The organism is Bacteroidota bacterium (genome assembly GCA_030706745.1).
Lineage (GTDB): Bacteria > Bacteroidota > Ignavibacteria > Palsa-1295 > Palsa-1295 > PALSA-1295.
Window position 1 is genome coordinate 212987 of record JAUZNX010000002.1, and the last position, 23300, is coordinate 236286.

General features: G+C 51.4%; 24 protein-coding genes. 21 read left to right on the top strand and 3 right to left on the bottom strand.

Features of this window, described 5'->3' with window-relative positions; genetic code table 11:
* Positions 1-189 precede the first annotated feature (189 nt).
* From Q8902_03515 to Q8902_03535, 5 genes are all read left to right on the top strand, one after another.
* Positions 190-858 (top strand): YceI family protein, encoded by a 669-nt coding sequence (locus tag Q8902_03515; GenBank protein ID MDP4198621.1) that lies wholly within the window; start codon positions 190-192, stop codon positions 856-858.
* 28 nt (positions 859-886) lie between these two features.
* Positions 887-1489 (top strand): YceI family protein, encoded by a 603-nt coding sequence (locus Q8902_03520; GenBank protein ID MDP4198622.1) that lies wholly within the window; start codon positions 887-889, stop codon positions 1487-1489.
* A gap of 48 nt (positions 1490-1537) precedes the next feature.
* Positions 1538-2893, top strand: coding sequence for a hypothetical protein (locus Q8902_03525; protein MDP4198623.1), 1356 nt, complete (start codon positions 1538-1540; stop codon positions 2891-2893).
* Positions 2894-3178: 285 nt separating this feature from the next.
* Positions 3179-3658, top strand: a complete 480-nt coding sequence (locus tag Q8902_03530) for an OsmC family protein (protein MDP4198624.1) — start codon at positions 3179-3181, stop codon at positions 3656-3658.
* A gap of 174 nt (positions 3659-3832) precedes the next feature.
* A complete protein-coding gene (locus tag Q8902_03535; GenBank protein MDP4198625.1) occupies positions 3833-4186 on the top strand; it encodes a cytochrome c in 354 nt (117 codons plus the stop codon).
* 94 nt (positions 4187-4280) lie between these two features.
* On the opposite strand, the gene Q8902_03540 is transcribed toward Q8902_03535, so the two are convergent.
* The 3 genes from Q8902_03540 to Q8902_03550 form a co-directional block, all read right to left on the bottom strand.
* On the bottom strand, positions 4281-4499 hold the full coding sequence (locus Q8902_03540) for a hypothetical protein (protein MDP4198626.1): 219 nt from the start codon (positions 4497-4499) through the stop codon (positions 4281-4283).
* A 5-nt stretch (positions 4500-4504) separates the two neighbouring features.
* Positions 4505-5251, bottom strand: a complete 747-nt coding sequence (locus tag Q8902_03545; protein MDP4198627.1) for a NapC/NirT family cytochrome c — start codon at positions 5249-5251, stop codon at positions 4505-4507.
* Between the two features lie 113 nt (positions 5252-5364).
* Positions 5365-5721 (bottom strand): c-type cytochrome, encoded by a 357-nt coding sequence (locus Q8902_03550; protein ID MDP4198628.1) that lies wholly within the window; start codon positions 5719-5721, stop codon positions 5365-5367.
* A gap of 332 nt (positions 5722-6053) precedes the next feature.
* On the opposite strand from Q8902_03550, the gene Q8902_03555 reads away from it, so the two are divergent.
* From Q8902_03555 to Q8902_03630, 16 genes are all read left to right on the top strand, one after another.
* A complete protein-coding gene (locus Q8902_03555; protein ID MDP4198629.1) occupies positions 6054-6395 on the top strand; it encodes a cytochrome c in 342 nt (113 codons plus the stop codon).
* A gap of 134 nt (positions 6396-6529) precedes the next feature.
* Positions 6530-7126 (top strand): ubiquinol-cytochrome c reductase iron-sulfur subunit, encoded by a 597-nt coding sequence (locus Q8902_03560; GenBank protein MDP4198630.1) that lies wholly within the window; start codon positions 6530-6532, stop codon positions 7124-7126.
* A 28-nt stretch (positions 7127-7154) separates the two neighbouring features.
* Entirely contained in the window at positions 7155-8621 is a 1467-nt protein-coding gene (locus Q8902_03565; GenBank protein MDP4198631.1) for a cytochrome b N-terminal domain-containing protein, read from the top strand.
* Between the two features lie 38 nt (positions 8622-8659).
* Positions 8660-8851, top strand: a complete 192-nt coding sequence (locus Q8902_03570) for a DUF2892 domain-containing protein (protein ID MDP4198632.1) — start codon at positions 8660-8662, stop codon at positions 8849-8851.
* 97 nt (positions 8852-8948) lie between these two features.
* Positions 8949-10334, top strand: coding sequence for a tryptophanase (locus Q8902_03575; GenBank protein ID MDP4198633.1), 1386 nt, complete (start codon positions 8949-8951; stop codon positions 10332-10334).
* 159 nt (positions 10335-10493) lie between these two features.
* Positions 10494-11300 (top strand): carboxypeptidase regulatory-like domain-containing protein, encoded by an 807-nt coding sequence (locus Q8902_03580; protein MDP4198634.1) that lies wholly within the window; start codon positions 10494-10496, stop codon positions 11298-11300.
* Entirely contained in the window at positions 11297-12568 is a 1272-nt protein-coding gene (locus tag Q8902_03585; protein ID MDP4198635.1) for a hypothetical protein, read from the top strand. The genes Q8902_03580 and Q8902_03585 overlap by 4 nt, the downstream gene beginning before the upstream one ends.
* A gap of 15 nt (positions 12569-12583) precedes the next feature.
* The gene (locus tag Q8902_03590; GenBank protein MDP4198636.1) at positions 12584-13429 is read left to right on the top strand and encodes a c-type cytochrome; all 846 of its coding nucleotides are present in this window, start codon (positions 12584-12586) and stop codon (positions 13427-13429) included.
* 82 nt (positions 13430-13511) lie between these two features.
* Entirely contained in the window at positions 13512-14933 is a 1422-nt protein-coding gene (gene nirK, locus Q8902_03595) for a copper-containing nitrite reductase (protein MDP4198637.1), read from the top strand.
* Between the two features lie 7 nt (positions 14934-14940).
* Positions 14941-15750: a formylglycine-generating enzyme family protein gene (locus Q8902_03600; protein ID MDP4198638.1), complete on the top strand. Its 810-nt coding sequence runs from the start codon at positions 14941-14943 to the stop codon at positions 15748-15750.
* Complete coding sequence (locus tag Q8902_03605; GenBank protein MDP4198639.1) at positions 15747-16364, top strand: SCO family protein; 618 nt, start codon at positions 15747-15749, stop codon at positions 16362-16364. The genes Q8902_03600 and Q8902_03605 overlap by 4 nt, the downstream gene beginning before the upstream one ends.
* Positions 16365-16609: 245 nt before the next feature.
* Positions 16610-18649 (top strand): Sec-dependent nitrous-oxide reductase, encoded by a 2040-nt coding sequence (gene nosZ, locus Q8902_03610; protein ID MDP4198640.1) that lies wholly within the window; start codon positions 16610-16612, stop codon positions 18647-18649.
* Between the two features lie 26 nt (positions 18650-18675).
* Positions 18676-19164, top strand: coding sequence for a nitrous oxide reductase accessory protein NosL (locus Q8902_03615; protein ID MDP4198641.1), 489 nt, complete (start codon positions 18676-18678; stop codon positions 19162-19164).
* Positions 19164-21194: a nitrous oxide reductase family maturation protein NosD gene (nosD, locus tag Q8902_03620; GenBank protein MDP4198642.1), complete on the top strand. Its 2031-nt coding sequence runs from the start codon at positions 19164-19166 to the stop codon at positions 21192-21194. Before Q8902_03615 ends, nosD begins: the two co-directional genes overlap by 1 nt.
* The gene (locus Q8902_03625; protein MDP4198643.1) at positions 21191-21859 is read left to right on the top strand and encodes an ABC transporter ATP-binding protein; all 669 of its coding nucleotides are present in this window, start codon (positions 21191-21193) and stop codon (positions 21857-21859) included. Before nosD ends, Q8902_03625 begins: the two co-directional genes overlap by 4 nt.
* Complete coding sequence (locus Q8902_03630) at positions 21856-23244, top strand: ABC transporter permease subunit (GenBank protein MDP4198644.1); 1389 nt, start codon at positions 21856-21858, stop codon at positions 23242-23244. The genes Q8902_03625 and Q8902_03630 overlap by 4 nt, the downstream gene beginning before the upstream one ends.
* Positions 23245-23300 lie beyond the last annotated feature (56 nt).

Below are 23300 nucleotides of genomic sequence, written 5' to 3' on the forward strand. Positions count from 1 at the left end.
GAATATCGCCCGAAAATGCGGATCTTTTCTATATAGTGGCGTCAACATTTCTTACTCTTCGGTTTATAACATCGGCGATATTGGCTCAAAATCGCCAAGTTTCTATCATGGAATGGAACTGGCACTCGCAACAAGCGAAATTGAAAGCCAAGGCCCACACAGCCGAAGCGAAGTTTGAATGATACAACAATGACTCACAATGCTTTTCTCAAAGTCACATTCGGGTTGCTATTCATACTGACATCTTTAGCAACTGGATCGTCTGCAGATGGTCGTCGCAGCATCAGCCAGACAACTATTACTGTTCACCAGGACGCCTCATCTAAGGGAATCAAGGAAGCGATCTATAGACTGAGTGGCTCCAAGAATGTCTGTATTCGTCTCTCTGGGACAACTCCGATACACGATTGGACGATGTGCGCAATCGGACTTTCAGGGGAGGCCAGAATGCTGGTAACCGATGACGAAGGGCTCACGGAAGTGCGCGCGCTTGACTTCACCCTTCCGGTGTGCAATCTCAAGGGCGAAGTAAAAGCGATGGATAACGATGCTTACACGGCACTGAAGTGTGACCGTTATAAAAACATTACCTTCAAACTCATCTCGGCGACCGTTGAGCCGAAAGGGCAGAACGCATATTCCGTCAGCGCGATGGGCAACCTGACCGTCGCAGGAGTGACAAGGACCGTGACCCTTCGGATGCGTTCGCATATGGACGCGGATGGAACGATCACGTTCACAGGTGCTGAGAAATTAAGAATGTCAGATTACAACGTCGAGCGGCCATCACTCCTGTTCGGTGCGATCAAAGCCGGCGACGTTATGACTCTTTCCTACTCTCTGATATTCATCAAGTAACGACACATCACATCAAGGAATAGAACCCATGCTTACCAAATCCATCCATCACCAAATGATTCGTTTTGTAGCGCTCTTCTTTGTGCTGTTGGGAATAGCACAAGTAGCGAGTGCCCAAACAGCCTATAAGGTCGGCGCGCAACCGGTTATGACCTTATACGGGACTTCGACACTCCATAATTGGACAATGACGGCACATGCATTCGCATGCAATGCCCAATTCGGTCTTACCGGGGACAATCAACTGACTTCAATCAGTGGGCTTTCGTTCAGCTTACCGGTGCATAATCTCAAAAGCGAGCATGATGGCATGAACGATAATGCCTATGATGCACTCAAAGCTGACAAGTATAAGGACATTGTCTTCAAGCTCACATCCGCGAAAGTCACATCCACGGGAGCCAACAAATTTCAAATCATGGCTCTTGGTAATCTCTCTATTGCTGGAACGACTCGACCGGTAACACTCACCGCAGCCGCGCTGGTCAATGCAGATGGCTCTGTGAGCTGCAGCGGGACGGTGCCACTCAAGCTTTCAGAATATAACATTCAACGTCCAACCTTCATGCTCGGCACAATGAGCGTAGGCGATGCACTGACACTGAATTATGCTCTGGTCTTCGTAAAGTAAGGCAAAGAGATCGTAATCCCTTTTTTCGTAACCAACACTACACCCACTATGAAATACATTGTAAGAGTTCTTTTGCTTCTCTGTCTCTTGTCCGGCACCGTATGGGCGCAACAACCGGCCATGCAGTTCTTCCGGCCATACGATAAGACTGGACTGAACACGTTCGAAGGTAACAAGACTGACACCACTCCTTACACTGGACTTCACGTCCGGATCGGTGGAGCGTTTGCCCAGGATTATCAGGCACTCAGCGATGAAAACTATGTCGCACTCTCTGGGAAATTGCCCAAAGTAGACTCTGCGAACATTCTCGATCCATTGACGAGCGGCTTCAACCTTGCGATGGCTAACATGTATATTGATGCGCAATTAGAAGACGGTGTTCGCGCGAATGTAACCGTGTATCTTTCCGCGAAACATCACAACGAATCATGGGTAAAAAATGGCTACCTGCAGATTGACAAGTTGGACTTCTTGCACGTCAATGCCCTCAATGATATTATGAAAGCCTTGACGATCAAGGTCGGTGATCTCGAAGTGGATTATGGCGACCAGCATTTCCGCCGCGTCGATGGTGGAAACGAGATGTATAATCCATTCGTCGAAAATTACATCATGGACGAGTTCGCAACCGAGATCGGCGGCGAAATCTACTACCATCCACTGAGCAATCACATCATTGCGATGGTTGGCGTAACGGATGGCATGTTAAACCCGACCGTCGTTGCCGCCAACGCGATCGACAGCGTGACCAAGAGTCCGAACTCATATCAGCCGGCGTTCCACTTCAAGCTTGGCTACGATAATCAGATCAATTCCGACCTGAGACTTCGCCTTACTGCCTCCATGTACCAGGAGAGCAGCACATCCAGCAGCACGCTGTTCGGTGGTGATCGCACAGGATCACACTACTTCCTCGTTCTGGAACCGACGACTGCTACCACGACAGGCAATGCCTTCTCTGGGCGCTTCAATCCTGGGTTCAGTGATCAAGTAACGACCTTCATGATCAACCCCTTTGTCAAGTATGCTGGCTTTGAATTCTTCGGTACCTATGAAAGTGCAAAGGGCCGCAAGATTAATGAGACGAGCCAACGTAGTGCAACGCAGATGGCCGCAGATGCTCTCTATCGCTTCGGTGCGTCGGAGAATTTCTGGATTGGTGCGCGCTACAATACTGTGAAGGCCGATCTCTACCAAACGCCGACGACGAACACACCGGTCACGATCAACCGGATCGTCGGTTCTCTTGGATGGTTCATTACTCCGAATGTGATGATGAAGGCCGAGTATGTTTCACAAAGCTACAACGACTATCCCGGCGGGACCGGTATAGCAGGAACGAGTATCCTTAACGGTGGCAAGTTCAATGGCGCCGTGATTGAAGCGGTACTTGCATTCTAAGACATCCTAAGGAGCAGCGCCATCCACCTTGACATTGCCTGGCGCCGCAATAAGGCCAGTAGTAAAGCGGGCGCCGTGTGGAAAGCACGGCGCCCTTTCTTTCTCCGAAGAGAGTGGGGCCGAACAGCAATTGCCTGAATGTGGCGAGCGCTCCTCGTGAGTGTGCCAATCGGATCGGTAGTTGGTATGTCAATTGCCAGTCAGCGTTTTATGGAACATTATGAAAGCGAGATTGTGCGAGAAAGAACTGCGGACAATATGCCGAAAATCTCTGTTGGACCAAAGGTGAAAGCTTCAGTTCGTTTAGATACCACACTCCGAATCATTGGCACGAATGCGAAAGGCCACGAGACAGCGTTTGATACTAGTGTAAAGGGCGGTGGCTTGGACTCCGCCGCCAGCCCAATGGAAGTGGTCCTCGAGGCGGTGGCCGCATGCACAGCAATGGATGTGGTGCCTATTATTCGCAAGCGTCGGAAGACCGTCTCGGAGTTTTCCGTTGATCTGATTGCTGAACGAGCGGTTACCGATCCGAAGGTCTTTACCAAAATCGACATGAACATTCGACTTACGAGCCCAGATGCGACGCTGAGTGAATTAGCTCGTGCGATCGAGCTCTCGCAAACGACCTATTGCAGCGTTAGCACCATGATTGCCCGTGGTGGATGCGTCATTTCCTGGGTAGCGGTGCTCAAGGACGAGAAGACACAACTGGAACAACAGATGTCATCAGCGGAATTTCACCGGGCTAAAGAAATTGCGTAAGCATTGTTAATTGCGAAAGAAAATATGACGATGCGTAAAGGAATCTTACGGATAATTTTTTCGAATGCGTAAATTCCTTATCGATATCGCAACATGGACGCTGGAATAGAAATTGGCTTGCGAAGGAGTATGGCTGCACTTAGCAGCGCAAGTGAAATTTAATTTGACGAAGACATGAAGAAACTCGCACTCCCCGTAGTCCTAGGCCTTACGACTGTCATTCTCACGAGCGCTGGACGGCTCACCCCTTCGGCCAGTTCGGGAAAGGCTATTTTTGAGCAGTATAAATGTTCGAAATGCCATACGATCTCATCTCAGGGCATCGAACGCGAAGGTACTCCTCCTGCAGGTGGTAAGTTGCCTCCGGATCTTTCCGGAGTCGGCCTGAGACATGATGCGGCCTGGATGACAAAGTGGCTGCTCAAAGAAGAAGAGCAAAATGGTAAGAAACACATGAAGAAGTTTACCGGCCCCGATGATGAGCTCAAGACACTCACGACCTGGCTCGCTACGTTAAAGAAGAAGTAATTCAGCACGTTCCTCAATCTGAGGGACTAAGCGAGAAGCCCGCGCACATCCGTGGATGTGCGCGGGCTTTTTGATAGACTTTGGACGACCCGACTCAGGAAGCAGTCGTTCGACCACTCCCACGGAGGATCGCGATTAGAAAATAGATGTTGGCGACGAGCATTACCGTGATGCCGGTAAGAATGAAGCCAATAAATGCCAAAGGATGGAAGATGAGCAACGATGCGAGTGTCCCCGCCAGCCCGATTACGACCAAAGTAGCTGAAAGCCGTATCCGACGTTCGAGCGGAGTGAGTGGAATTGTCAGTTTCATAGGTGTTAGTTGGCTAAAGAGGTTGGAACTGCCGGTACTGTCTTATGGCCAAATTGATGATCAGCCTTTATGAGTGCGAGCTCTGCTTTCATCCTGGTTGAATCAAGCATCCAATCTGGTTGATACTTTGCCTCCGGTCTCCAGAATGTTGCCGTCGGCAGGCTCTTGATGTCATGGGCAATGTCATGACAACCACTGGATAAGCATGACAGTTGATTGCGCTTGATCGAATCCAGGAGTCCCGGTGTGCTCAGATGAATCGATTGTTCCTCGAAGGAGCGCGCTCCTTCATGGCAATGCAGGCATTCGCGATTGCTGAATGGTTCGTACAGATGGATTGTATCGGGGATCGTACCGATATACTGATAGTAGATGTGTCGCAATCCACGCATCTTTGCGGCATAATCGCCATACAGCGTGTAAGTTGTGTGGCATGTGAAGCAGGCTTGATCTTTCGGAATGCGATGATTCTGAAAGTGAACGGCAGGAATATACTCTTTGTCATCGACATAGAGACTCATGCCATGAGTCTTCATGACATGGCAGGAGAGACAGAATTCGGTCCGCTTGGAGAGCTCCATGTGGGTTTCAAGCGACATGGTGCAGATCAGCAATGGAAGAAGGAAGATGCCGATGAATCCAAGTAGTTTGCCGCCACCGTTCTTTGAAACGGCAGGCCGGTATATGAGATAAACATCGATGATCGCCGTTACAACGATCAGTCCGATGAGTGCTTCGAGTGGTGTGATCATAGTTTTGGTTCGCGAGTATTCTTCGGCTCACCGAAGGCCGGGAAGCCGAGAATAAATGTGAGATGCGCGTCAAATCGATTGGGGAGGCCAGCGCAGGCCGCGAGAGAACGGCTCTATTTTTTCTCGCCCTTGAGGGTCTCAAGCCAATTTGCAAGGGTGTGAAGTTCTTCCGCAGAGCCTTTGAACTTCTTCATGTGCTTTTTATTGTATAGCGTCTCTTCTTTCATCAGCCATTTTTCGAACCACTCGGATTTGAATTTGCTGCCGACATTCGAAAGATCGCTCGGTTTCGCTCCGCCTTCCGGCCGGAGCCCCTTAATGCCTTCCGAAGAGATGGAATGACAATTCGAACATTTGCTATCGAGAAAAATCGCCTTGCCGTCTTTTTCGGCTGGATGACCTGGGGTGAAGCCCATTGCAAGGAATCCAAGAACAGCAAGAGACGTGGTAAGAGATCGTTTTGACATCATGGTTAATTGAGTTTTGCTTTGGATCGTTGCCAGTCGAATGCCGTTCGCAAAATCCCTCGAATTCCGTTCATTCTTTCCGTTTTGCCTGAAGCAGATAGTTAAGTAATTTTGACAATGATTAAAAAAGATTACGATTGCTTTGGGGGGGGGGTATGGTTCGGCACGCTATTTTGAGTAAAAAACGGAAGATCGCTCGATTGTGGTCCGATGGAATGATACTTGGGAATTACCCAACTGTTGCAGAAATGCGACGAAGGGGGGTGAGGCGTCTTTTGACGCTCCGCCTGGCCTATAGGTGGCCGAATGCCTTTCAAAATCTAATTCGTTGGACAATGAAGAAACTCGCAGTATCTCTCTTGATGACCCTGGTTGTCGCTGCCTTGAGTAGTGCAAGCACGTTGGGTAGCTCTGGCAAGGCAATCTTCGAACAATACAAGTGCTCGAAGTGCCATTCAGTCACCTCGCAGGGGATCGAACGAAGTGGCCCCGCGGCTGAGGGTAAGCAATCACCCGATCTTTCGGGTGCCGGCCTCAAACATGATGCAGCCTGGATCCAAAAGTGGCTCGTCAAAGAAGAGACTCTCAATGGCAAGAAGCACATCAAGAAGTTCTCTGGCTCGGATGATGAGTTAAAGACGCTTGCTGGATGGTTGGCTGGGCTCAAAAAGAAATGAGTGGGGCCTGCCATATTCAGCAGTTAGCATAATTTTTATCCCGTCATTACGGAGCGTGATGCGGCACAATGTGCCGCAAACGCCCCAGAACCAAATGCGGTCATGCGCCGTAGTGACGTTCGCCTGATTTTAGCATGATTGAAGAACGAACCGATATTGAAATGCTTGAGACAAAACCTGAACAAACTGTCGCCATACGCACCGATGATCATGATGGACATCGCGATCCCAGTCGTCGATCGTTCTTGCGGTGGTTCCTTGGGATCGGATCGGTCTCCGTCGCCGGAGTGCTCTCCGTTCCTCTGATTCGCTTCGCACTGGATCCGCTCATGCGGACGACGACACAAACCGACTGGAGTGATTTGGGGCCGGCATCCGACTTTGCGGAAGTGAACGTTCCACAGAAGCGGACGATCTCCATTACCCAAATGGATGGCTGGCGAAAAGTGGTGATGGAAAAATCCATCTATGTCGTCAAAGGCAACGATGGTGTCCTAAGTGTATTTACGGCCACGTGCCCCCACTTAGGCTGCTCGGTGAAGTGGGTAGATACTAACAATCAATTCAAGTGCCCTTGCCATAACGGTGCATTCTCTCCGGAAGGCAAACTGATTTCCGGGCCACCGCCCCGTGATCTGGATACACTTGAGTCCCGCCTTGTCGATGGACATCTTCAAATTCGCTATCAGTCATTCCGTCAGCTCGTGAAGACGAAGGAAGTACTGGCCTAACGCACGAAACTAATTACACGCAATGACCATGAAACGCCATCACGAACATCATATCATCCATACTTCCGAGTGGGAACAGAGTCGCATCATGCAGTGGCTCGACAAACGCACAGGCCTTATCCATTTGAAACGGGAAGCGCTCTATGAGCCGATCCCGGGAGGAGCGCGCTGGGCATATATATTCGGTTCGGGCCTTCTATACATTCTGTTCTCGCAAATTGTGACGGGTGTCTTCCTTGCCATGTATTATGTGGCGAGCGCAGATCATGCCCATACAACAATCGAGTACATCACAAAACAGGTAACCGCCGGCTCTTTCATTCGAAGTCTCCATTCCTACGGTTCGAGTGCAATGGTGGTAACACTTGTCCTTCACATGGCGCAGACGTATTTCTTCGGTTCTTATAAAGGTCGAAGGGAAATTCTCTGGCTCTCTGGACTAATCCTGTTTGCGATGATAATTGGTATGGCCTTTACCGGCTACCTATTGCCATGGGATCAGAAAGCATTTTTTGCCACAGCCGTCGGTACGAATATCGCTGGTGAAGTCCCTCTGATTGGAGATTGGCTCAAGAGCCTTATGCGTGGCGGCACCGAGATGGGAACACTGACACTGTCCCGATTCTTTGTCGCACATGTATTTCTGATACCGGCCTGTATCTTTGGATTTGTTGGTGCACACGTGTTTCTTTTCCGCAAGGCCGGAAGCGCGGGGCCAATCGATGAAGATCCAATCGACCCGAAGAAGCCGACAGAGCAATTCTATCCGAAGCAGGTGATTATGGATATCGTCTTCGCGACGATACTGATCGGAACGCTGGGACTTCTTTCCTATTTTTCGCCGGTCGAACTTGGACCAAAGGCGAGTCCGGCAGACACTCAATTCTTGCCCAGGCCAGAGTGGTATTACTTGCCGATCTTCCAATGGTTGAAGTACTGGAGTGGACAGTCTGCCGTCATCGGTATTGTGATCATACCCGGTATTATCGCAGCACTTCTGGTCGCTTTGCCGTTCATTGATCGGCGCCCGGAACGTCGTCCATGGAAGCGTCCGATCGCGTCATTCTCGTTTGCGATCATTCTTTGCGGGCTAATCTTCCTGGGCTGGCAGAGTGGTCACGAGGATTCGACCGACCCTTCGGTGGCAAAGCAACTCGCGAAGCAAGAGCAGGAAACTGAAAAATTTATGAAGGCAACATTTGAGCCTGAGACGATGGGACCGCCGCTGCTCATTGCCGCGCCGCTCAGCCCCGATGCCGCCAAAGGCAAAAAACTCTTTGCTGACAACTCATGCGACGGCTGTCATGGCGATAATGGACAAGGAACTGAAAATGGACCGAAGCTCATTGGCGTCAGCCTAAAATTCGATCATGATGAGATGCTCAAGGTTCTCCGGAATCCAACGAAGAAGATGCGAGACGGGAATATGGATCCGGTCGAACTCGGCGATGATGACATGAACTTACTAATGGCCTATTTGAATAGCCTCAAGTAGCATTTACCACAGGTACTATGGACGGTTTCGTAGGATTTATGAGAAGCATTGCGGGGCGTGTGCTCCGCATTGCTCTTGGCTTATTGCTGATTTGGTGGGGTTTCTGGGGCAATGCCGGTGTGATCGTCGGTTTCATCGGCTTCGTGCCTCTTGCCGCCGGGTTTATGAACTTCTGCGTTTTCGCACCACTCTTCGGACGAACAATCTGGGGAAAGCCACGCGGAGTGTAAATCGATCCGGATGCAACGGAATGTTCTAGATACGAGGTAGCAGCTAATTGCTGCTACCTCTGCCTGTTTATTTGAATCACGAATTACAACGAACGTTATGAAGACCATCATCGAACCATTCAAGATCAAGATGGTCGAGCAGTTGCGCTTTACCACACAGGAAGAGCGCGAGGAATTGCTAGTCGCGGCCCATTACAATCCGTTTCTACTCCGCTCCGACGATGTGCTGATCGATCTACTGACCGATAGCGGCACCACCGCCATGAGTGCAAAACAGTGGTCCGCACTTATGGATGGCGATGAAGCCTATGCCGGCTCTCGGAGTTACTACAAGTTCGAGGATGCTGTCCGCGACATCACCGGGTTTACCCATATCATCCCAACGCATCAGGGCCGGGCAGCAGAAAAGATCATTTTTAGCCTGATTGGAGCTCCCGGAAAGATCATTCCGAATAATACGCATTTTGATACTACGCGCGCAAATATTGAATCGTCAGGCGCGCGTGCCGTGGATTTGCCGAATCCGATTGGGCTGATTCCGGAAATTGTCGCTGATTTCAAAGGCGACATGAATACGGATGCACTGGAGGATTTGATCCGACAGGAAGGACCTGAGAATATTCCACTGGTGATGCTGACAATCACGAACAATACCGGCGGCGGACAGCCCGTCTCCATGGCAAATATTAAAGCAGTCAGCAAGATCGCTCATGCAAATGGGATTCCCTTCTTTCTCGACGCATGCCGCTTTGCGGAAAATGCAATGTTCATCAAGCAGCGGGAAGAGGGCTATGCGAATGTGCCGGTGAAGGCTATTGCGCAAGAGATGTTTTCGTACACTGATGGCTGTACGATGAGCGCGAAAAAGGATGGCCTCGTTAATACCGGCGGTTTTCTGGCAATGAACGATGGCGAATTAGCCATGCGCGCGCGCAACGTCCTGATCGTCACGGAAGGTTTTACGACTTACGGCGGCCTTGCCCGAAGAGATTTGGAAGCAATCGCCCGTGGACTTGTCGAAGTCATGGACGAATCATATCTTGCCTATCGACTTCGATCCATCCAATACCTTGGCGATGCACTCGAGCTGAATAATGTGCCGATTGTTCGTCCAACCGGTGGACATGCGGTTTACATCGACGCCAAACGGTTCGCTCCTCACCTGCGCGCCGAGGACTACCCTGGCCAATCCATTGTCTGTGCGCTATATACCCATGCTGGAATTCGGTCCGTGGAGGTTGGCAGTGTTATGTTCGGAAAATATGACCAAGATGGCCGCCTGATACCATCACCTATGGAGCTTGTTCGGCTGGCAATCCCAAGACGCGTATATACTCAGAGCCACATAGACTATGTTGCCGAGGCGGTTTGTGAAGTGTTTGAGGAGCGCGATAACCTCCCCGCCCTCCACATAACATACGAGGCACCGATCTTAAGACATTTCACTGCCCATTTTGAGCCGGTCCCTGTCTTAGTTAGTTAAAATACTTTACGGGTGTAAGGTTTTTTGGGCCTTGCGTCGAGGTATGGTAAGTATTTCGGTCTAATTTCGCGAATTAGACAAGAATTTTAACGCTGGCATAATTGTCCTGTGGTCTAGTTGTTGTCGGAACATGCAAACCGATAATAAACATACAAGACCATGGAGGATAAAGAAATGAAAGTGTTAAGTAATCGGCAAGAACCTCTCCTTTCGCGAGGCGACCTTGCATTTGCGCTAATAGTATGTCTGGCCACGAGTTTTGGCTTCTTGGCATTGCCCAAGGACCAGAAGACGCCAACGGCCAGCGGGTCGATCTCAGGTACCGTACGATTCTCTGGCCCGGCTCCAAAGCTGGCGCATGCGAAGACGACAGGTTTCGATATTTGCGGTCAGTCGCACTCTTACGACCGCCTGATCGTCGGCAAAGGCAACGGAGTTGAGTATACCCTGGTCTACATTGCCAACCCCCCAGCTGGCAAGGCGAATTTCCCTGCACCGACAATAACACAACAGGGTTGTGGTTATACGCCGCATTTAACGGTCGCTTCGCGTGGGTCATCAGTTACGTTTGTCAACGAGGATCCGGGACTTCACAATGTTCATGGATACTATATCAGTGGCTCCGAGCGCTCCACTTTGTTCAACTTCGCCCAACCTTCGCAAGGTCAAAAGTCCGCGCAGCAATTGCGGAAAGCCGGGATGGTCAATGTCGAGTGCGACGTGCACCCGTGGATGTCCTCGTGGATCTGGGTGACCGATAATCCCTACGTCGCAGTAACAAAAGCAGACGGATCCTATTCCATCGATGGACTTCCGCCTGGGACCTATACGGTCGTCATGTGGCATGAGGGCTGGAAAATGTCCACGCCAGAAGGCGGCCGCCCCGTCTTCTCGGGCAACGTCGTCGAACAACGCCAAATCACGGTTTCGGCTGGTACCGCTAACGCAGACTTTGAATTGAAATGAAGACGAGTAAAACCGTTGCAGTAAATTTCGCCGCGTTGACGGTCATCGCACTGATGGCCTTTGCGCCGCGCGCAGAAGCGATTCCGCTCTTCGCGCACAAATACAACACGACATGTTTTACATGCCATACGACACCACCCGTTCTGAACGAATTCGGACGGCGCTTCCAGGCCAATGGCTACCAACTCCCAGGGACGATCGAGAAGATCGCCCTCTGGGATCAGCCCACATTCGCCTTCGGCGCGGTGGCGCAACCGATGGTCATTCAGTCAGAGGGATGGATCGGCGATAGTTCTACCGGCAAAAGCACGACGTTCAGCGGTATCGAGGTCGCACTGTTCAGTTCTGCTTCGCTTGGCGCACACCTATCCTATTTCGCGGCTGTGCCTGTCTCTATTGCGGACGGCAACACATCAATCGAGATCGAAACAGCAAACCTGATGTATTCCGACTTGCTCAACGATGGCACCGGCTCCGTGAACCTTCGGCTTGGCAAATTCCGGTTCTTCGTTCCATTTCCGGAGAACGTGATGCTCACCAATCCGGGCATCGATCCTCCCATTCTTGTTAATGGATACGATGCGTTCGATGGGAAGGACAATCTCGTGAAAGCGAACGATCTCGTTGCGACCGATCCGACCTTTGGCGCATCAGCCTTCGGGATGATTCCGGGAATTGCCGAGGGGCTTCGTTGGGAGGTCGGGATGACGGGCGGCAATAGCAGCGATATTGATCTGACCACCGCGAAGGCATACTTCGCATCGCTCGATCAGACCTTTTATGTCGACAACGCGCCGCTCCGAATCAGTGGATTCTATTATACCGGATCCCAGGGAATTACAGACTCGCTGGGTGTCGATTCGCTTTCAAATACCATCAGTGTCGGATGGACTAACCATACGGTACGAGGGGGTGTAGGCGTGGATTTCCTTGACCCGTTCGTGAAGCGGCTCGACTTTTTCGGTGAGTACATGGTCGGCAAAGACGACAACGTCGATACCGTCGGCGTCGTGCAGAATATGTCCGGCGGGTTTGCGGGTGTCAATGTAATCGTGCTGCCAGAGAAACTCTACGTCTATGGCCGATATGACTTCAGGACCGTCAAAGAAACGAGTGATGCCGTCAATCAAATTGACGTCGGCATCCAGTATCACTTGTTGCCAAACGTCTTCTTGACCGGCGTTTATTCCGTTAAGAACGAGACGATCCCGCAATCACCCGATCAGAAAACAACGACTTTTGGCGCCGGTGTGCGCTTCGGATTCTAAGAATAGGAGAGCACTATGTACATTCAAACACTAACAGTCGCCGCAGCGATAGGGCTGTCGAGTTTAGCAGTCTCCGTCCGCACAGTCACGCCGTCAGAGCCCGCGCCGGGTTCGAGGGTCTCGGCTCCCGAGCCACCAGCTTCGCATGAAGTTCTTGCGCGCGGTAAGAAGATGTTTCTCATTTCTTGCTCGCCGTGTCACGGTGCTGATGGGACCGGCAATGGGCCGATCGCGTCCAATCTTCGATACAAGCCGCGTGATTTTACGCGCGGTATCTATCTGAACCGCTCGACGGCAAGCGGCGAATTGCCGACCGATTATGATCTCTTTCGCACGATCACGACCGGTCTCCATAACACAGCAATGCCCTCGTTCCGGCAAATGGCACCGGGCGATCGTTGGGATATCGTGCAATACATCAAGACCTTCTCGCCACGATTCAATGATTCGAGCGAATACCCGCTCGATGTCATCAATGTCGGGAGCGAGATTCTGCCAAGTCCGCAAAGTCTCGCACGTGGTAGAGAACTCTATCTCCAAATGCAGTGCACAAGCTGTCATGGCATTCGTGGTCAGGGCGATGGCCCGGCGTCATCTACGCTTTCCGATGATTTCAGAAATCAAATCTGGCCGACAGATCTGACCAACGCATCTGAGTTCAAGTTTGGAAGAAGTGTACTCGATATCTTTCGAATCTTCTCGACCGGGCTCAATGGAACACCAATGCCGTCTTATGCGCAGACACTCTCCGATACCGACCGGTGGCATCTCGCGAATTACGTTTGGTCGCTCCAAAATACCGATCAGTATGTTGACGGTGTCGGTGCCGATAGCCTCGCCGGCTTGCACGGCCCGAGATAAGACGTCGTAGGGAAATTCAGTCGCAATCGCCTTTTCATTGTCTTCCGCCACGGTCCGATGGGACTGTGGCGGTTCAACTAACATGCTTACAAGAATTCAATATTATACCGTCGCAATTATCGTATTGCTGCTCGCCTCCTGCACGGGCAAGAAATCGGGCCTTCCAGAGTTGACCGGAGGCCAGCGCGAAGCCCAGCTAACCGACGCGCCGTTGGTCCCAAAGCGGGTCGAATCCAAGGGACCGCAAAAGGTTATCGTACATCTCGAAATTCGCGAAGTTGTTAAGCAAATCTCTGACGGGACTGCGTATACCTTTTGGACATTCGGTGGAAACGTGCCTGGAAAGTTCATTCGCGTAATGCAGGATGACTTAGTGGAATTCCACTTGAGCAATCATCCCGGTAATAAACTTCCTCACAATATTGATTTGCATGCAGTCAATGGTCCCGGTGGTGGTGCGGAGGCTTCGCTCACTGCGCCAGGACATACATCCGTGTTTTCATTTCGTGCTCTGAATCCGGGACTGTACGTCTACCATTGCGCGACTGCTCCGGTTGGGATGCATATCGCGAATGGAATGTATGGGATGATTTTCGTGGAGTCCCGAGAACATCCGCTCCCGCCGGTCGATCATGAGTTTTACATGATGCAGGGCGAAATCTATACGACCGGGAAGTTCGGCGATGCTGGTCTGCAGGCGTTCTCGATGCAAAATGCAATCGATGAAAAACCGACGTACGTTGTGTTCAATGGTTCGGTCGGATCGACATTGGGTCCAAAAGCGCTCAATGTGAAAGTCGGTGAGACTGTCCGTCTGTTCGTCGGAAATGCCGGTCCAAATCTATCGTCGTCTTTTCATGTGATCGGTGAAATTTTCGACAACGTCTACCCCGAGGGTGGAAGCGAAATCATCAATCATAACGTGCAAACGACGGTGATTCCTCCGGGTGGCGCAGCCATTGTCGAGTTCAAAGTCAATGTTCCAGGGGTCTACCACATGGTCGATCATGCGATCTTCCGTGCCTTCAATCAGGGTGCACTTGCGGATATCAACGTGACCGGGCGTGATGACTCAAGCATCTATTCCCACAAGCAGCGAGATGAGGTATACATGCTGGAGGGCGGTAATATTCAGAGTCTTGAAACATCCCCACCGGTTGAAATGAAGGAACGGCCAATGGCCGAGCGCATGCAGATCGGCGAGCAAATATTCACCACGAACTGCGCCGCATGTCATCAGCTCACGGGTCAGGGTTTGCCTGGTGTATTCCCACCGTTGGCAGGCTCTGACTTCCTCAAGAATCGTCCGGATAAAGGTGTAAACATCGTTATGCACGGCTTGCAGGAGCCGATCACCGTACGCGGAATGCAATTCAACGGAGTCATGCCGATCTGGTCGTTCAATGAAGATCAGGTAGCAAGTGTATTGACCTACGTCCGCAACTCATGGGGCAATAATTTCGGACCGGTCTCGCTGAGTGAAGTTCGCAAGCTAAAGAAGTGAAGACGCCATGATTGCCATTCATCGGCTCGCGTTATCCTTCCTGCTGCTCGCGGCATTGAGCGTTTCGTGTGTACCGGGCTTCTCAAAAGTTCGGCCCGCTCAGTCACGGGCTGTCGAGTCGAGCAGGGGAATGGTACGGATACCCTCCGGCTATTATAAGCCGTTCTATATCACGAAGGGAATCGATTCGGTTTTTATTCATTCCTTTTTGATGGATGCGACACCGGTGACGAATAAGGAATTCCTCGACTTCGTGAAGTCGAATACTTCATGGACACGATCGAGAGTCTCATCCTTGCTGGCTGAATCCGGTTATTTGAAGCACTGGAAGGGAGATTTTGATATTGGCGACAAGTCGCTGGAAGGCGTGCCAGTTGTTAATGTCTCCTGGTTCGCGGCAAGTGCTTACGCTCGATGGCGGCATAAGCGACTTCCCACAATCTCCGAGTGGGAATATGCATCCCTCGCTCCGATTGTAAGCCCGCGCCACTCCACAGGCAAAGCGAAGAATGACCTAATTCTGGCATGGTATGGCAGCCCAAATGCATCACGATTGCATCCGGCAGGAACGGTGAATAAGAATGCATACGGCGTCTGCGATATGTTCGGACAGGTTTGGGATTGGGTGGAAGACTTTAGCAGCGTCATAATTCCACCCGATCCACGTGGTGGTTTGGACTTGCGCTCCTTTTGTGGCGCAGGCGCTGCTGGGACGATCGACCCATCGGACTACGCGACCTTCATGCGGTTTGCAATGCGGAACAGCCTTAAGGCTAACTACTGCGTTGAAAATCTTGGCTTTCGATGTGTACAATGAAAAAAACAAAGGCGGTTGGCGGTCTCGTTATCGCCGTATTGGCAGCTCAGATCATGATCTCGTGCGGTCCTCATAAATTGGGGCTGGCCGATATTGGCAATGGAGATAGCTTAAAACGAGCTCACGCAAATCAAGGATCGATATACTCTATCAATGTTACACTCCAGAACCAGGATGCTCGGACCATCCCATGGCAATCCTTGAGTGGCAAGGTGCAGGTGATGGCCATGATTTTCACGCATTGTCAGGCATCCTGCCCCATGATCACGAATGAAATCAAGGACGCAGAGGCGCTCATTCCTGAATCGATGAGGGACCGGGTCGGCTTTACGCTAATTTCTTTCGATTCGAAGCGCGATACGGCTGCTCGCTTGAAGGAACATTACACGGCGATGCACCTTGATTCCCTTTGGCAATTACTTCACGGTAATCCAGCTGATATTCAGACGATCGCGAACCTGCTCGATGTAAAATTCAAAGAGGTTGCGGAAGGTAATTTTTCACACTCGAACGTGATCGTTGTGGTTGATGAGAAAGGTCATATCATCTTGCGCGAAGAAGGGATTGAAAAGCACTCTGCGGAGATCGCTCGCACCGCTCAATTTCTATTATGAATAGTAATGTCCCCGCATTCCACGGCCAGCAGTGCTGGCTCTGCGTGTAAAGAAATTTTACAGCGCGTGTAAATTCTCTTTACGGAATAATCGGAATTTCGTGTCCGATATTTGAAATCGGACTAAAATAGACGGGTATTCAGGATGGCATGACAATCCACTATGCAAGGTAGGCCAGGCAAACGGACATTTGCGTAGCATTAGGCAAAACCGTGGGCGGCCATCACACCATAGCACACATTCCAATGCACAATACCGTACTACCGAAGAGAAAGATTCTACCCGTAACGATGGGTGAGCGGTCATCCACAGCGGCTCTATCGCTTCTGGCGATGCTCGTTCTCTTGCCAATTATTATTTCAGGTTGCCAGAAATCTGGTGGTCCGAGCCTGCAGTCCATCGCCTCTGCCCGCGGTCTCTCGCCAGCGGATATGGAGAGCGCGATCCGTACGTTTGTGCCACCGGGCAAGAAAGATGACTATTACATTTTTGCTTCCGGCGGTCATTCAGGCCAGGTCCACGTGATTGGCGTTCCGTCAATGCGTTTGCTCAAAACGATCCCTGTCTTTTCTCAGGATTCCTGGTCGGGCTATGGTCTTGGCACGACAGAATCGGAATCCCTTTTCAAAGAAGGCAGCGCAGGTGAAGATGTGGAGCTTCGCTGGGGCGATTCGCATCATCCTGCGTTAAGTGAAACTGATGGCGATTATGATGGCAAATGGTTGTACATCAACGACCGGGCGAATGGGCGGGTGGCCATGATCGATCTCCGTGATTTTGCGACGAAGCAGATTCTGAAAATCCCGAATATTGAGACCTGCCACGGAGGCGTTTTTGTTACGCCGAATTCGGAATATGCTTACGTTTCGGCGATGGTCCCAAAGGCGTATGCCTTCTCCGAAACGCAAAAGGGCGTCACGCTCGACGATCATCTCAATCATTACAAAGACATCTATCGCGGAGTCGCCAGCTTCCTGAAGATTAAGAAAGACGACGGTCATCTCGATCTCGCGCAGAGCTTTCAGATCGAATTGCCACCCTATGGTCAGGATATATCCGATGCGGGAAAAGGTGTAAGTGACGGTTTTGTCTTCACCAATTCCTATAACACGGAAATGGCAACAGGAGGTACAAAACAGGGACGTCCAACAATCGAAGTCGGTGCTTCTGCCAACGATTTCGATTACCTCCACGTCATCGACTGGAAGAAGGCCGAACAGTTGGTCGCAGCCGGCAAAGCCGAAGTACACAATGGTGTGCGGGTGCTACCGTTGCAAACTGCGATCGACAATGGCGTACTCTATTTCGTACCCGAACCCCGCAGTCCTCATGGAGTCGATGTTTCACCAGATGGCAACTACCTTGTCGTCGCCGGTAAGCTCGATCCGCACGTGACGATCTTCAGTATGGAGTTGATCAAGAAGGCAATCGCTACGAAGAACTTCGAGAAGCACGATGCGTGGGGAGTGCCTGTGCTTAATTACAAGGCGTGCGTCGCGGGGCAGGTCGAAGTCGGCGCGGGTCCGCTGCACACGCAGTTCGATGGCAACGGCAACGCCTATACAAGCCTCTTCCTCGAAAATGCCGTCGCGAAATGGACGCTTGGGACGCCGTATCATCCCGCAGATAAGGCGTGGAAGCTCGTGGACAAGATCACGATTCACTATAATATCGGGCATCTCACAATGCCCTGCGGCGATACGCGGCACCCGGAAGGGAAGTACATTATCGCAATGGATAAGTGGTCGATTGACCGGTATGGCCCGGTGGGGCCGCTGCTTCCACAGAATTTCCAATTGATCGACATTTCAGGGGACAAAATGAAATTGCTGAGCGACATGCCGATCGGATTCGCCGAGCCGCATTATGCTCAAACGATTCCAGTGAGCCGGTTGCATCCGATCCAGACCTATGCACTGGGGACGGATCCACTAACGATGAAGCTCTCGCCGAATGCACTCAAGAACGCCAAAGATGCACGCATTGAGCGGCATGGCAATGTCGTCGATGTATACATGAGTGTGATTCGGAGTTCGTTCTCGCCGGATATTGTCGAAGTGCATAAAGGGGATCTGGTCCGATTTCATATTACCAACATCGAGCAGACTTTGGATGCTACACATGGGTTTGCGGTGCCGGAGTATAACATCAGCGCAAGCTTGGAACCTGGAGCAACTGTCGATGTCGAATTCAATGCGATTCGGCCGGGATCTTTCAGCTATTACTGCACCGAGTTCTGCTCGGCGCTCCATCTGGAGATGCAGGGCTGGCTGCTGGTCAACTGAGTAACCGAAGTAACGGGTAACGAGTAATGAGTAACGAGCGGGCTGCATTGCACAAGACGTTTCGAGCGATGGGCATCCGACTACTCATTACTAGTTCCTTGTTACTCGCTGCATTTGTCATGGGCTGTGCGGGTGGGACCGCCACGCCGCCAGAACTGGTAGCGGACCGGTCCTCGTGCCACAAGTGTCAAATGCTTATCAGTGATACACGATATGCCGCAGCCATCAATGATGGTGAGATAAGAACATTTGATGACATCGGATGCATGCTAAGTGCGATTACGAGTATGAAGCAAGAGCCGGCAAATGTTTGGGTGCGAGACTTTAACAAGAATACCTGGCTGGATGCACGCAAAGCGAGCTATGTCTTCGCGGCGAAGCTCGGGACACCAATGAACTACGGATTTGTAGCAGTTGTAAGTCGCACCGAAGCACAATCTCTTGCGACCAGAGTCGCTGGTCAGCCGATTGACAGTTGGGGTCAGCTACGACAACAGTTTAAGGAAAGACGCTAATGGAATGGTTTAAGGAATATCATCGCAAGACGCGCGCGCAATGGATTGGAGCAGCTCTCCTGCTATTATTAATTGCCGCTCTCTCGCTCATTGGCGAGCGATCGCCACTCTGGGTCATGCATCTCGAGTCGCATAATTATCCGCAAGGACTTGAATTGCGCGCATATGGCGATCGGGTCGAGGGTGATGTGAATGAAATCAATACGTTGAATCAATACATCGGAATGAAAGACCTTGATCCTCAGGAGATCAAGGCGATGTTCTTGTGTCCGTATGCGGTTGGAGCAATTGTTTTCCTGGCCGCTCTTGCGTTCGTCCTTCCTCGATTCCGATGGTTATTCTCAGTGCTTGCCATGACCATTCCTCTCGGGATTCTTGTGGTGATCCAGTATTACCTCTATTCATTCGGACACTCGCTGGACCCTCATGCACCGCTGCGCATGCCCGCGTTCACCCCTCACGTAATTGGACCGACGACCGTCTGGAATTTCAAGACAGTGGCGCTTCCGGGTTCCGGTTTTTGGCTGCTCGCAGCGGCCTCGTTGTTGATCGGCTTTGGAAATCGGCTTGCACGGAGCCTTGTCCATGGGGTCAATCCATTTCGCAAACGTGGGCTTGCATTTCCTATCATTGCAGCGATCACGATTATGTCGCTGTCACAACTGAACGCGCAGTCCATTTCACATGATCGGTCGGTGGCTTCGGTCGGCGAACTCCAATCAACGATTGATGCAGCAGCCCCCGGTTCGACAATCACGGTTCCACCGGGTATTTATCGAGGGCCGATCACAATCGTCAAACCACTCACTCTGATTGGCAATGGAATGCCCGAAATTCGCGGCGATGGTCAGGGGACTGTTGTTACGATCGCTTCAAACGATGTGACCTTCAAAGGCTTTCGCGTAAGTTTGAGTGGAAAAGAAGTGTCCCAGGACGCCGCTGGCATTTTGACGAAGGGTAGCAATATCATAGTGCGCTCAAGCGAGGTCTTGGATGTCTATTTCGGCGTTCATGTTACAAGCGGCAACAATATTCTGATAGCGGATAATGAGATTCATCCTGGACAGTTGTATGGCGACCGGCCAGGACATGCGATCAACGTTTGGAATGTGGAAGACATCACTATCCGCGGCAATTATCTTCACGATGCGCGGGACGGTGTGATACTGACCTATGTGGCGAAAGCGATCGTCGATTCGAACCAAGTGACGAACTGCCGGTATGGTCTGCACTCGATGTATTCGAAGAACCTCGCATTCACACGCAATTACGTCCACGATAATCTGTTGGGGGTCGCTCTGATGTATACCGACACGATGCTCGCGGAAGGGAACCTGGTCACGAGTCATAAAACCGGAGCAACTCCATTTGGTTTTTTGCTCAAGGACCTGAATAATCTCGTGATGCGACACAATACGATTACATGTAATCGTGTTGGCATTTATGCCGATGGAATTTCAATGCAATTGGGCAGTGCATCGAGGATCTCGGAGAACACGATCGCCGGTAACGAGCGCGGACTCTCCGCGATGAGCAACTCATCCTTCGATTTCGTTGCCAATAACGTGATTGACAATTTGACTGATGTCTATAATGAAGGTGAGCGCACCTCGCCAACCGTTCATTGGTCCGATGCTCAAAGTGGAAACTTCTGGAGCGAGTATCATGGATTCGATCGGAATGGCGATGGCATTGGCGATCTTGCCTATCACGAAGAAAATCTTACGGAATCGGTTCTTAATACGTCGAACCCAGCCCGTGCGTTTATTTATACGCCGGCGCACCTGGTCCTCGATGCCGTACTAAAGATGTTTCCCCTATTCAAGAGCGATCCTGTAGTGAGCGATGGACTGCCGCTCATGGAGGCCAGGATGCTTCCGTGGAGTTCAGGAGTCGGCATCGAGCATTCCCGAAATGAGTTTATTTCGCGGTTGATTGTCTCACTTGTGGCTTCGCTGGTGATTGGCCTTGCGCTCTGGTTACTATGGAAATGGCGTCCCTTTCATTCATTCTCATACAAAGCCTCATGATCCAAATCAAAGAGCTTTATAAGTACTTCGGCAGCCTGAAAGTCCTGACAGGATTGGACGCATCCATTTCCGCAGGTGAACTCGTTGTTTTGCTGGGGCCGAATGGCTGCGGCAAGTCGACGCTGTTCCGGTGCCTGCTGGGTCTGACAGACTATGAAGGAATGATCCAGGTCAATGGACTATCTCCAATCGAGCGCGGTAAGGAAGTGCGCAAACGCGTCGGTTACATGCCTCAGCAATGCGGCCTTCATCTGGATATTTCAGTCGAAGAGACCTTAGAGTTCTACGCCTTACTTCGTCAATCCGATGCATCGCTTGCGTTCAGACTCCTCGAGCGTGTCTCGCTTGCTGGAAAGCGCCATATGAAGGTTGGAGAATTATCGGGAGGTATGAAGCAACGGCTGGCCTACGTGGTGTCGGCATTTTCGAAACCAAACGTGCTTTTGCTGGATGAACCAATCGCAAATCTCGATCGCGACAGTCAGTCGCTCATTCTATCGCATCTCCTGGAACTCCGCGAGCAGAAAACCACTATTCTCCTTTCGACTCACCAGAAACATGGAATGCTCGATGTGGCTGATCGCTCGTTAGTCTTGGCGGAAGGTCGGCTCTGGGATACCGAAGTCGTCACGGAATATGGCATGGAAGGAGCGATTCCCCAATGATCGGATTTGCCAGGATAGTTGATTCGATTCGTCCGCCAGTTTCTACGATCAGCATTGCGCTGAAGGAGTTGAACGATGCGCGACGGAACCGTTGGCTGATCGGGTATGCGCTGGTGCTGGCATTACTCGGGATCGTGATCGCGATCATGGGTAGTTCCAGTACGAGCGGACTTGCATTGCAGATGTTTGGCCGCACGACAGCGACATTTGTCAATCTCTGCCTTTTTGTCGCCCCACTCGTCGCGATTACTTTGGGAGCTGGTGCGATCGCCGGGGAGCGTGATATGGGAACTCTGGAGCATCTTCTTGCGCAGCCGATCGAACGATCGGAATTGCTCCTCGGAAAATTTTCCGGGCTGTGGTGCGCGATGGCAATTGCGACACTGGCGGGTTTCGCGCCAGCGGGAATCATAATCGGTTCGTTGACCGGTGTCGGAAGTTTTCTCCATTTCCTTCTGTTCCCAATGCTCGCGCTGCTAGTAGCCAGCGCCATGCTTGCCGTTGGCCTGTACATTTCTGTGCGCGCAAAGGGCCGCGCCGAAGCGCAGACGACGTCGATTCTTCTTTGGTTCGTTTTCGTTCTCGCGTATGACTTGCTGCTAATGGGAAGCCTTTCGGTCGTGCGTCTTCCGGCGGGAACGCTGGGATTTCTGCTATTCGCAAATCCCATCGATGCGGCCAGGACGCTCACGATTCTTGCGCTGGACCCTGAACTCTATGTTCTTGGTCCGGCAGGGGCGTACCTCACGCAGACGCTTGGCGTGGGCACAACCGCCATCATGCTTGTGATGAGCCTGTTTGTTTGGACAGGGATTCCGTTATTTCTCAGTGTGAAACGTTTTAGTATCGCCAGCCCAGGCACTCGCAAGAGGAGCGTGGGCGGCACCATTAACCATCCAGTAAAGAACCGTATGAAATCTGTTAGATCGTCTGTCGTCAGCGGCGCCATCGGTGCCGCGGCCTTCGCTATCTTTGTCTCGCTCGCATCATGTGGCGGGGGAAGCGATAAGCTCAATCAGGACCAGGGAGCCGCTACCACTACCACCACCCCGGCACCGGCCGGTGAAACGGCGGTTACAATCGATAGGTCGCCTGAGCACATCGCGCTAGGCAAAGCAACTTACCACACCACCTGCGCGCCATGTCACGGCGAAGGTGGCAAGGGAGACGGGCCTGCCGCTGCAGCGCTTAATCCGAAGCCCCGCGATCACACGAACGGAGCGTACATGGACAAGCTGACCAATGCGCACATCTTCCAGGTGGTCAAACAAGGCGGTGCGGCATTTGGATACCCCACTATGCCAGCACAGCCTCAAATGGCGGATGACACGATCAAGAATGTCATCGCATTTGTGCGCTCATTGAGCTCGACATACAAGCAGTAAGGTATTTATACGACCGAGCCGGGTGGTGTAAATAAATTTTACACTGCCCGGCTCTT

Excerpts from the sequence above, each read along its gene's own strand:
- Q8902_03515 (MDP4198621.1), top strand. The coding sequence starts at position 190 with ATGACTCACAATGCTTTTCTCAAAGTCACATTCGGGTTGCTATTCATA.
- Q8902_03520 (MDP4198622.1), top strand. The coding sequence starts at position 887 with ATGCTTACCAAATCCATCCATCACCAAATGATTCGTTTTGTAGCGCTC.
- Q8902_03525 (MDP4198623.1), top strand. The coding sequence starts at position 1,538 with ATGAAATACATTGTAAGAGTTCTTTTGCTTCTCTGTCTCTTGTCCGGC.
- Q8902_03535 (MDP4198625.1), top strand. The coding sequence starts at position 3,833 with ATGAAGAAACTCGCACTCCCCGTAGTCCTAGGCCTTACGACTGTCATT.
- Q8902_03540 (MDP4198626.1), bottom strand. The coding sequence starts at position 4,499 with ATGAAACTGACAATTCCACTCACTCCGCTCGAACGTCGGATACGGCTT.
- Q8902_03545 (MDP4198627.1), bottom strand. The coding sequence starts at position 5,251 with ATGATCACACCACTCGAAGCACTCATCGGACTGATCGTTGTAACGGCG.
- Q8902_03550 (MDP4198628.1), bottom strand. The coding sequence starts at position 5,721 with ATGATGTCAAAACGATCTCTTACCACGTCTCTTGCTGTTCTTGGATTC.
- Q8902_03555 (MDP4198629.1), top strand. The coding sequence starts at position 6,054 with ATGAAGAAACTCGCAGTATCTCTCTTGATGACCCTGGTTGTCGCTGCC.
- Q8902_03560 (MDP4198630.1), top strand. The coding sequence starts at position 6,530 with ATGATTGAAGAACGAACCGATATTGAAATGCTTGAGACAAAACCTGAA.
- Q8902_03565 (MDP4198631.1), top strand. The coding sequence starts at position 7,155 with ATGAAACGCCATCACGAACATCATATCATCCATACTTCCGAGTGGGAA.
- Q8902_03570 (MDP4198632.1), top strand. The coding sequence starts at position 8,660 with ATGAGAAGCATTGCGGGGCGTGTGCTCCGCATTGCTCTTGGCTTATTG.
- Q8902_03575 (MDP4198633.1), top strand. The coding sequence starts at position 8,949 with ATGAAGACCATCATCGAACCATTCAAGATCAAGATGGTCGAGCAGTTG.
- Q8902_03580 (MDP4198634.1), top strand. The coding sequence starts at position 10,494 with ATGGAGGATAAAGAAATGAAAGTGTTAAGTAATCGGCAAGAACCTCTC.
- Q8902_03585 (MDP4198635.1), top strand. The coding sequence starts at position 11,297 with ATGAAGACGAGTAAAACCGTTGCAGTAAATTTCGCCGCGTTGACGGTC.
- Q8902_03590 (MDP4198636.1), top strand. The coding sequence starts at position 12,584 with ATGTACATTCAAACACTAACAGTCGCCGCAGCGATAGGGCTGTCGAGT.
- nirK (MDP4198637.1), top strand. The coding sequence starts at position 13,512 with ATGCTTACAAGAATTCAATATTATACCGTCGCAATTATCGTATTGCTG.
- Q8902_03600 (MDP4198638.1), top strand. The coding sequence starts at position 14,941 with ATGATTGCCATTCATCGGCTCGCGTTATCCTTCCTGCTGCTCGCGGCA.
- Q8902_03605 (MDP4198639.1), top strand. The coding sequence starts at position 15,747 with ATGAAAAAAACAAAGGCGGTTGGCGGTCTCGTTATCGCCGTATTGGCA.
- nosZ (MDP4198640.1), top strand. The coding sequence starts at position 16,610 with ATGCACAATACCGTACTACCGAAGAGAAAGATTCTACCCGTAACGATG.
- Q8902_03615 (MDP4198641.1), top strand. The coding sequence starts at position 18,676 with ATGAGTAACGAGCGGGCTGCATTGCACAAGACGTTTCGAGCGATGGGC.
- nosD (MDP4198642.1), top strand. The coding sequence starts at position 19,164 with ATGGAATGGTTTAAGGAATATCATCGCAAGACGCGCGCGCAATGGATT.
- Q8902_03625 (MDP4198643.1), top strand. The coding sequence starts at position 21,191 with ATGATCCAAATCAAAGAGCTTTATAAGTACTTCGGCAGCCTGAAAGTC.
- Q8902_03630 (MDP4198644.1), top strand. The coding sequence starts at position 21,856 with ATGATCGGATTTGCCAGGATAGTTGATTCGATTCGTCCGCCAGTTTCT.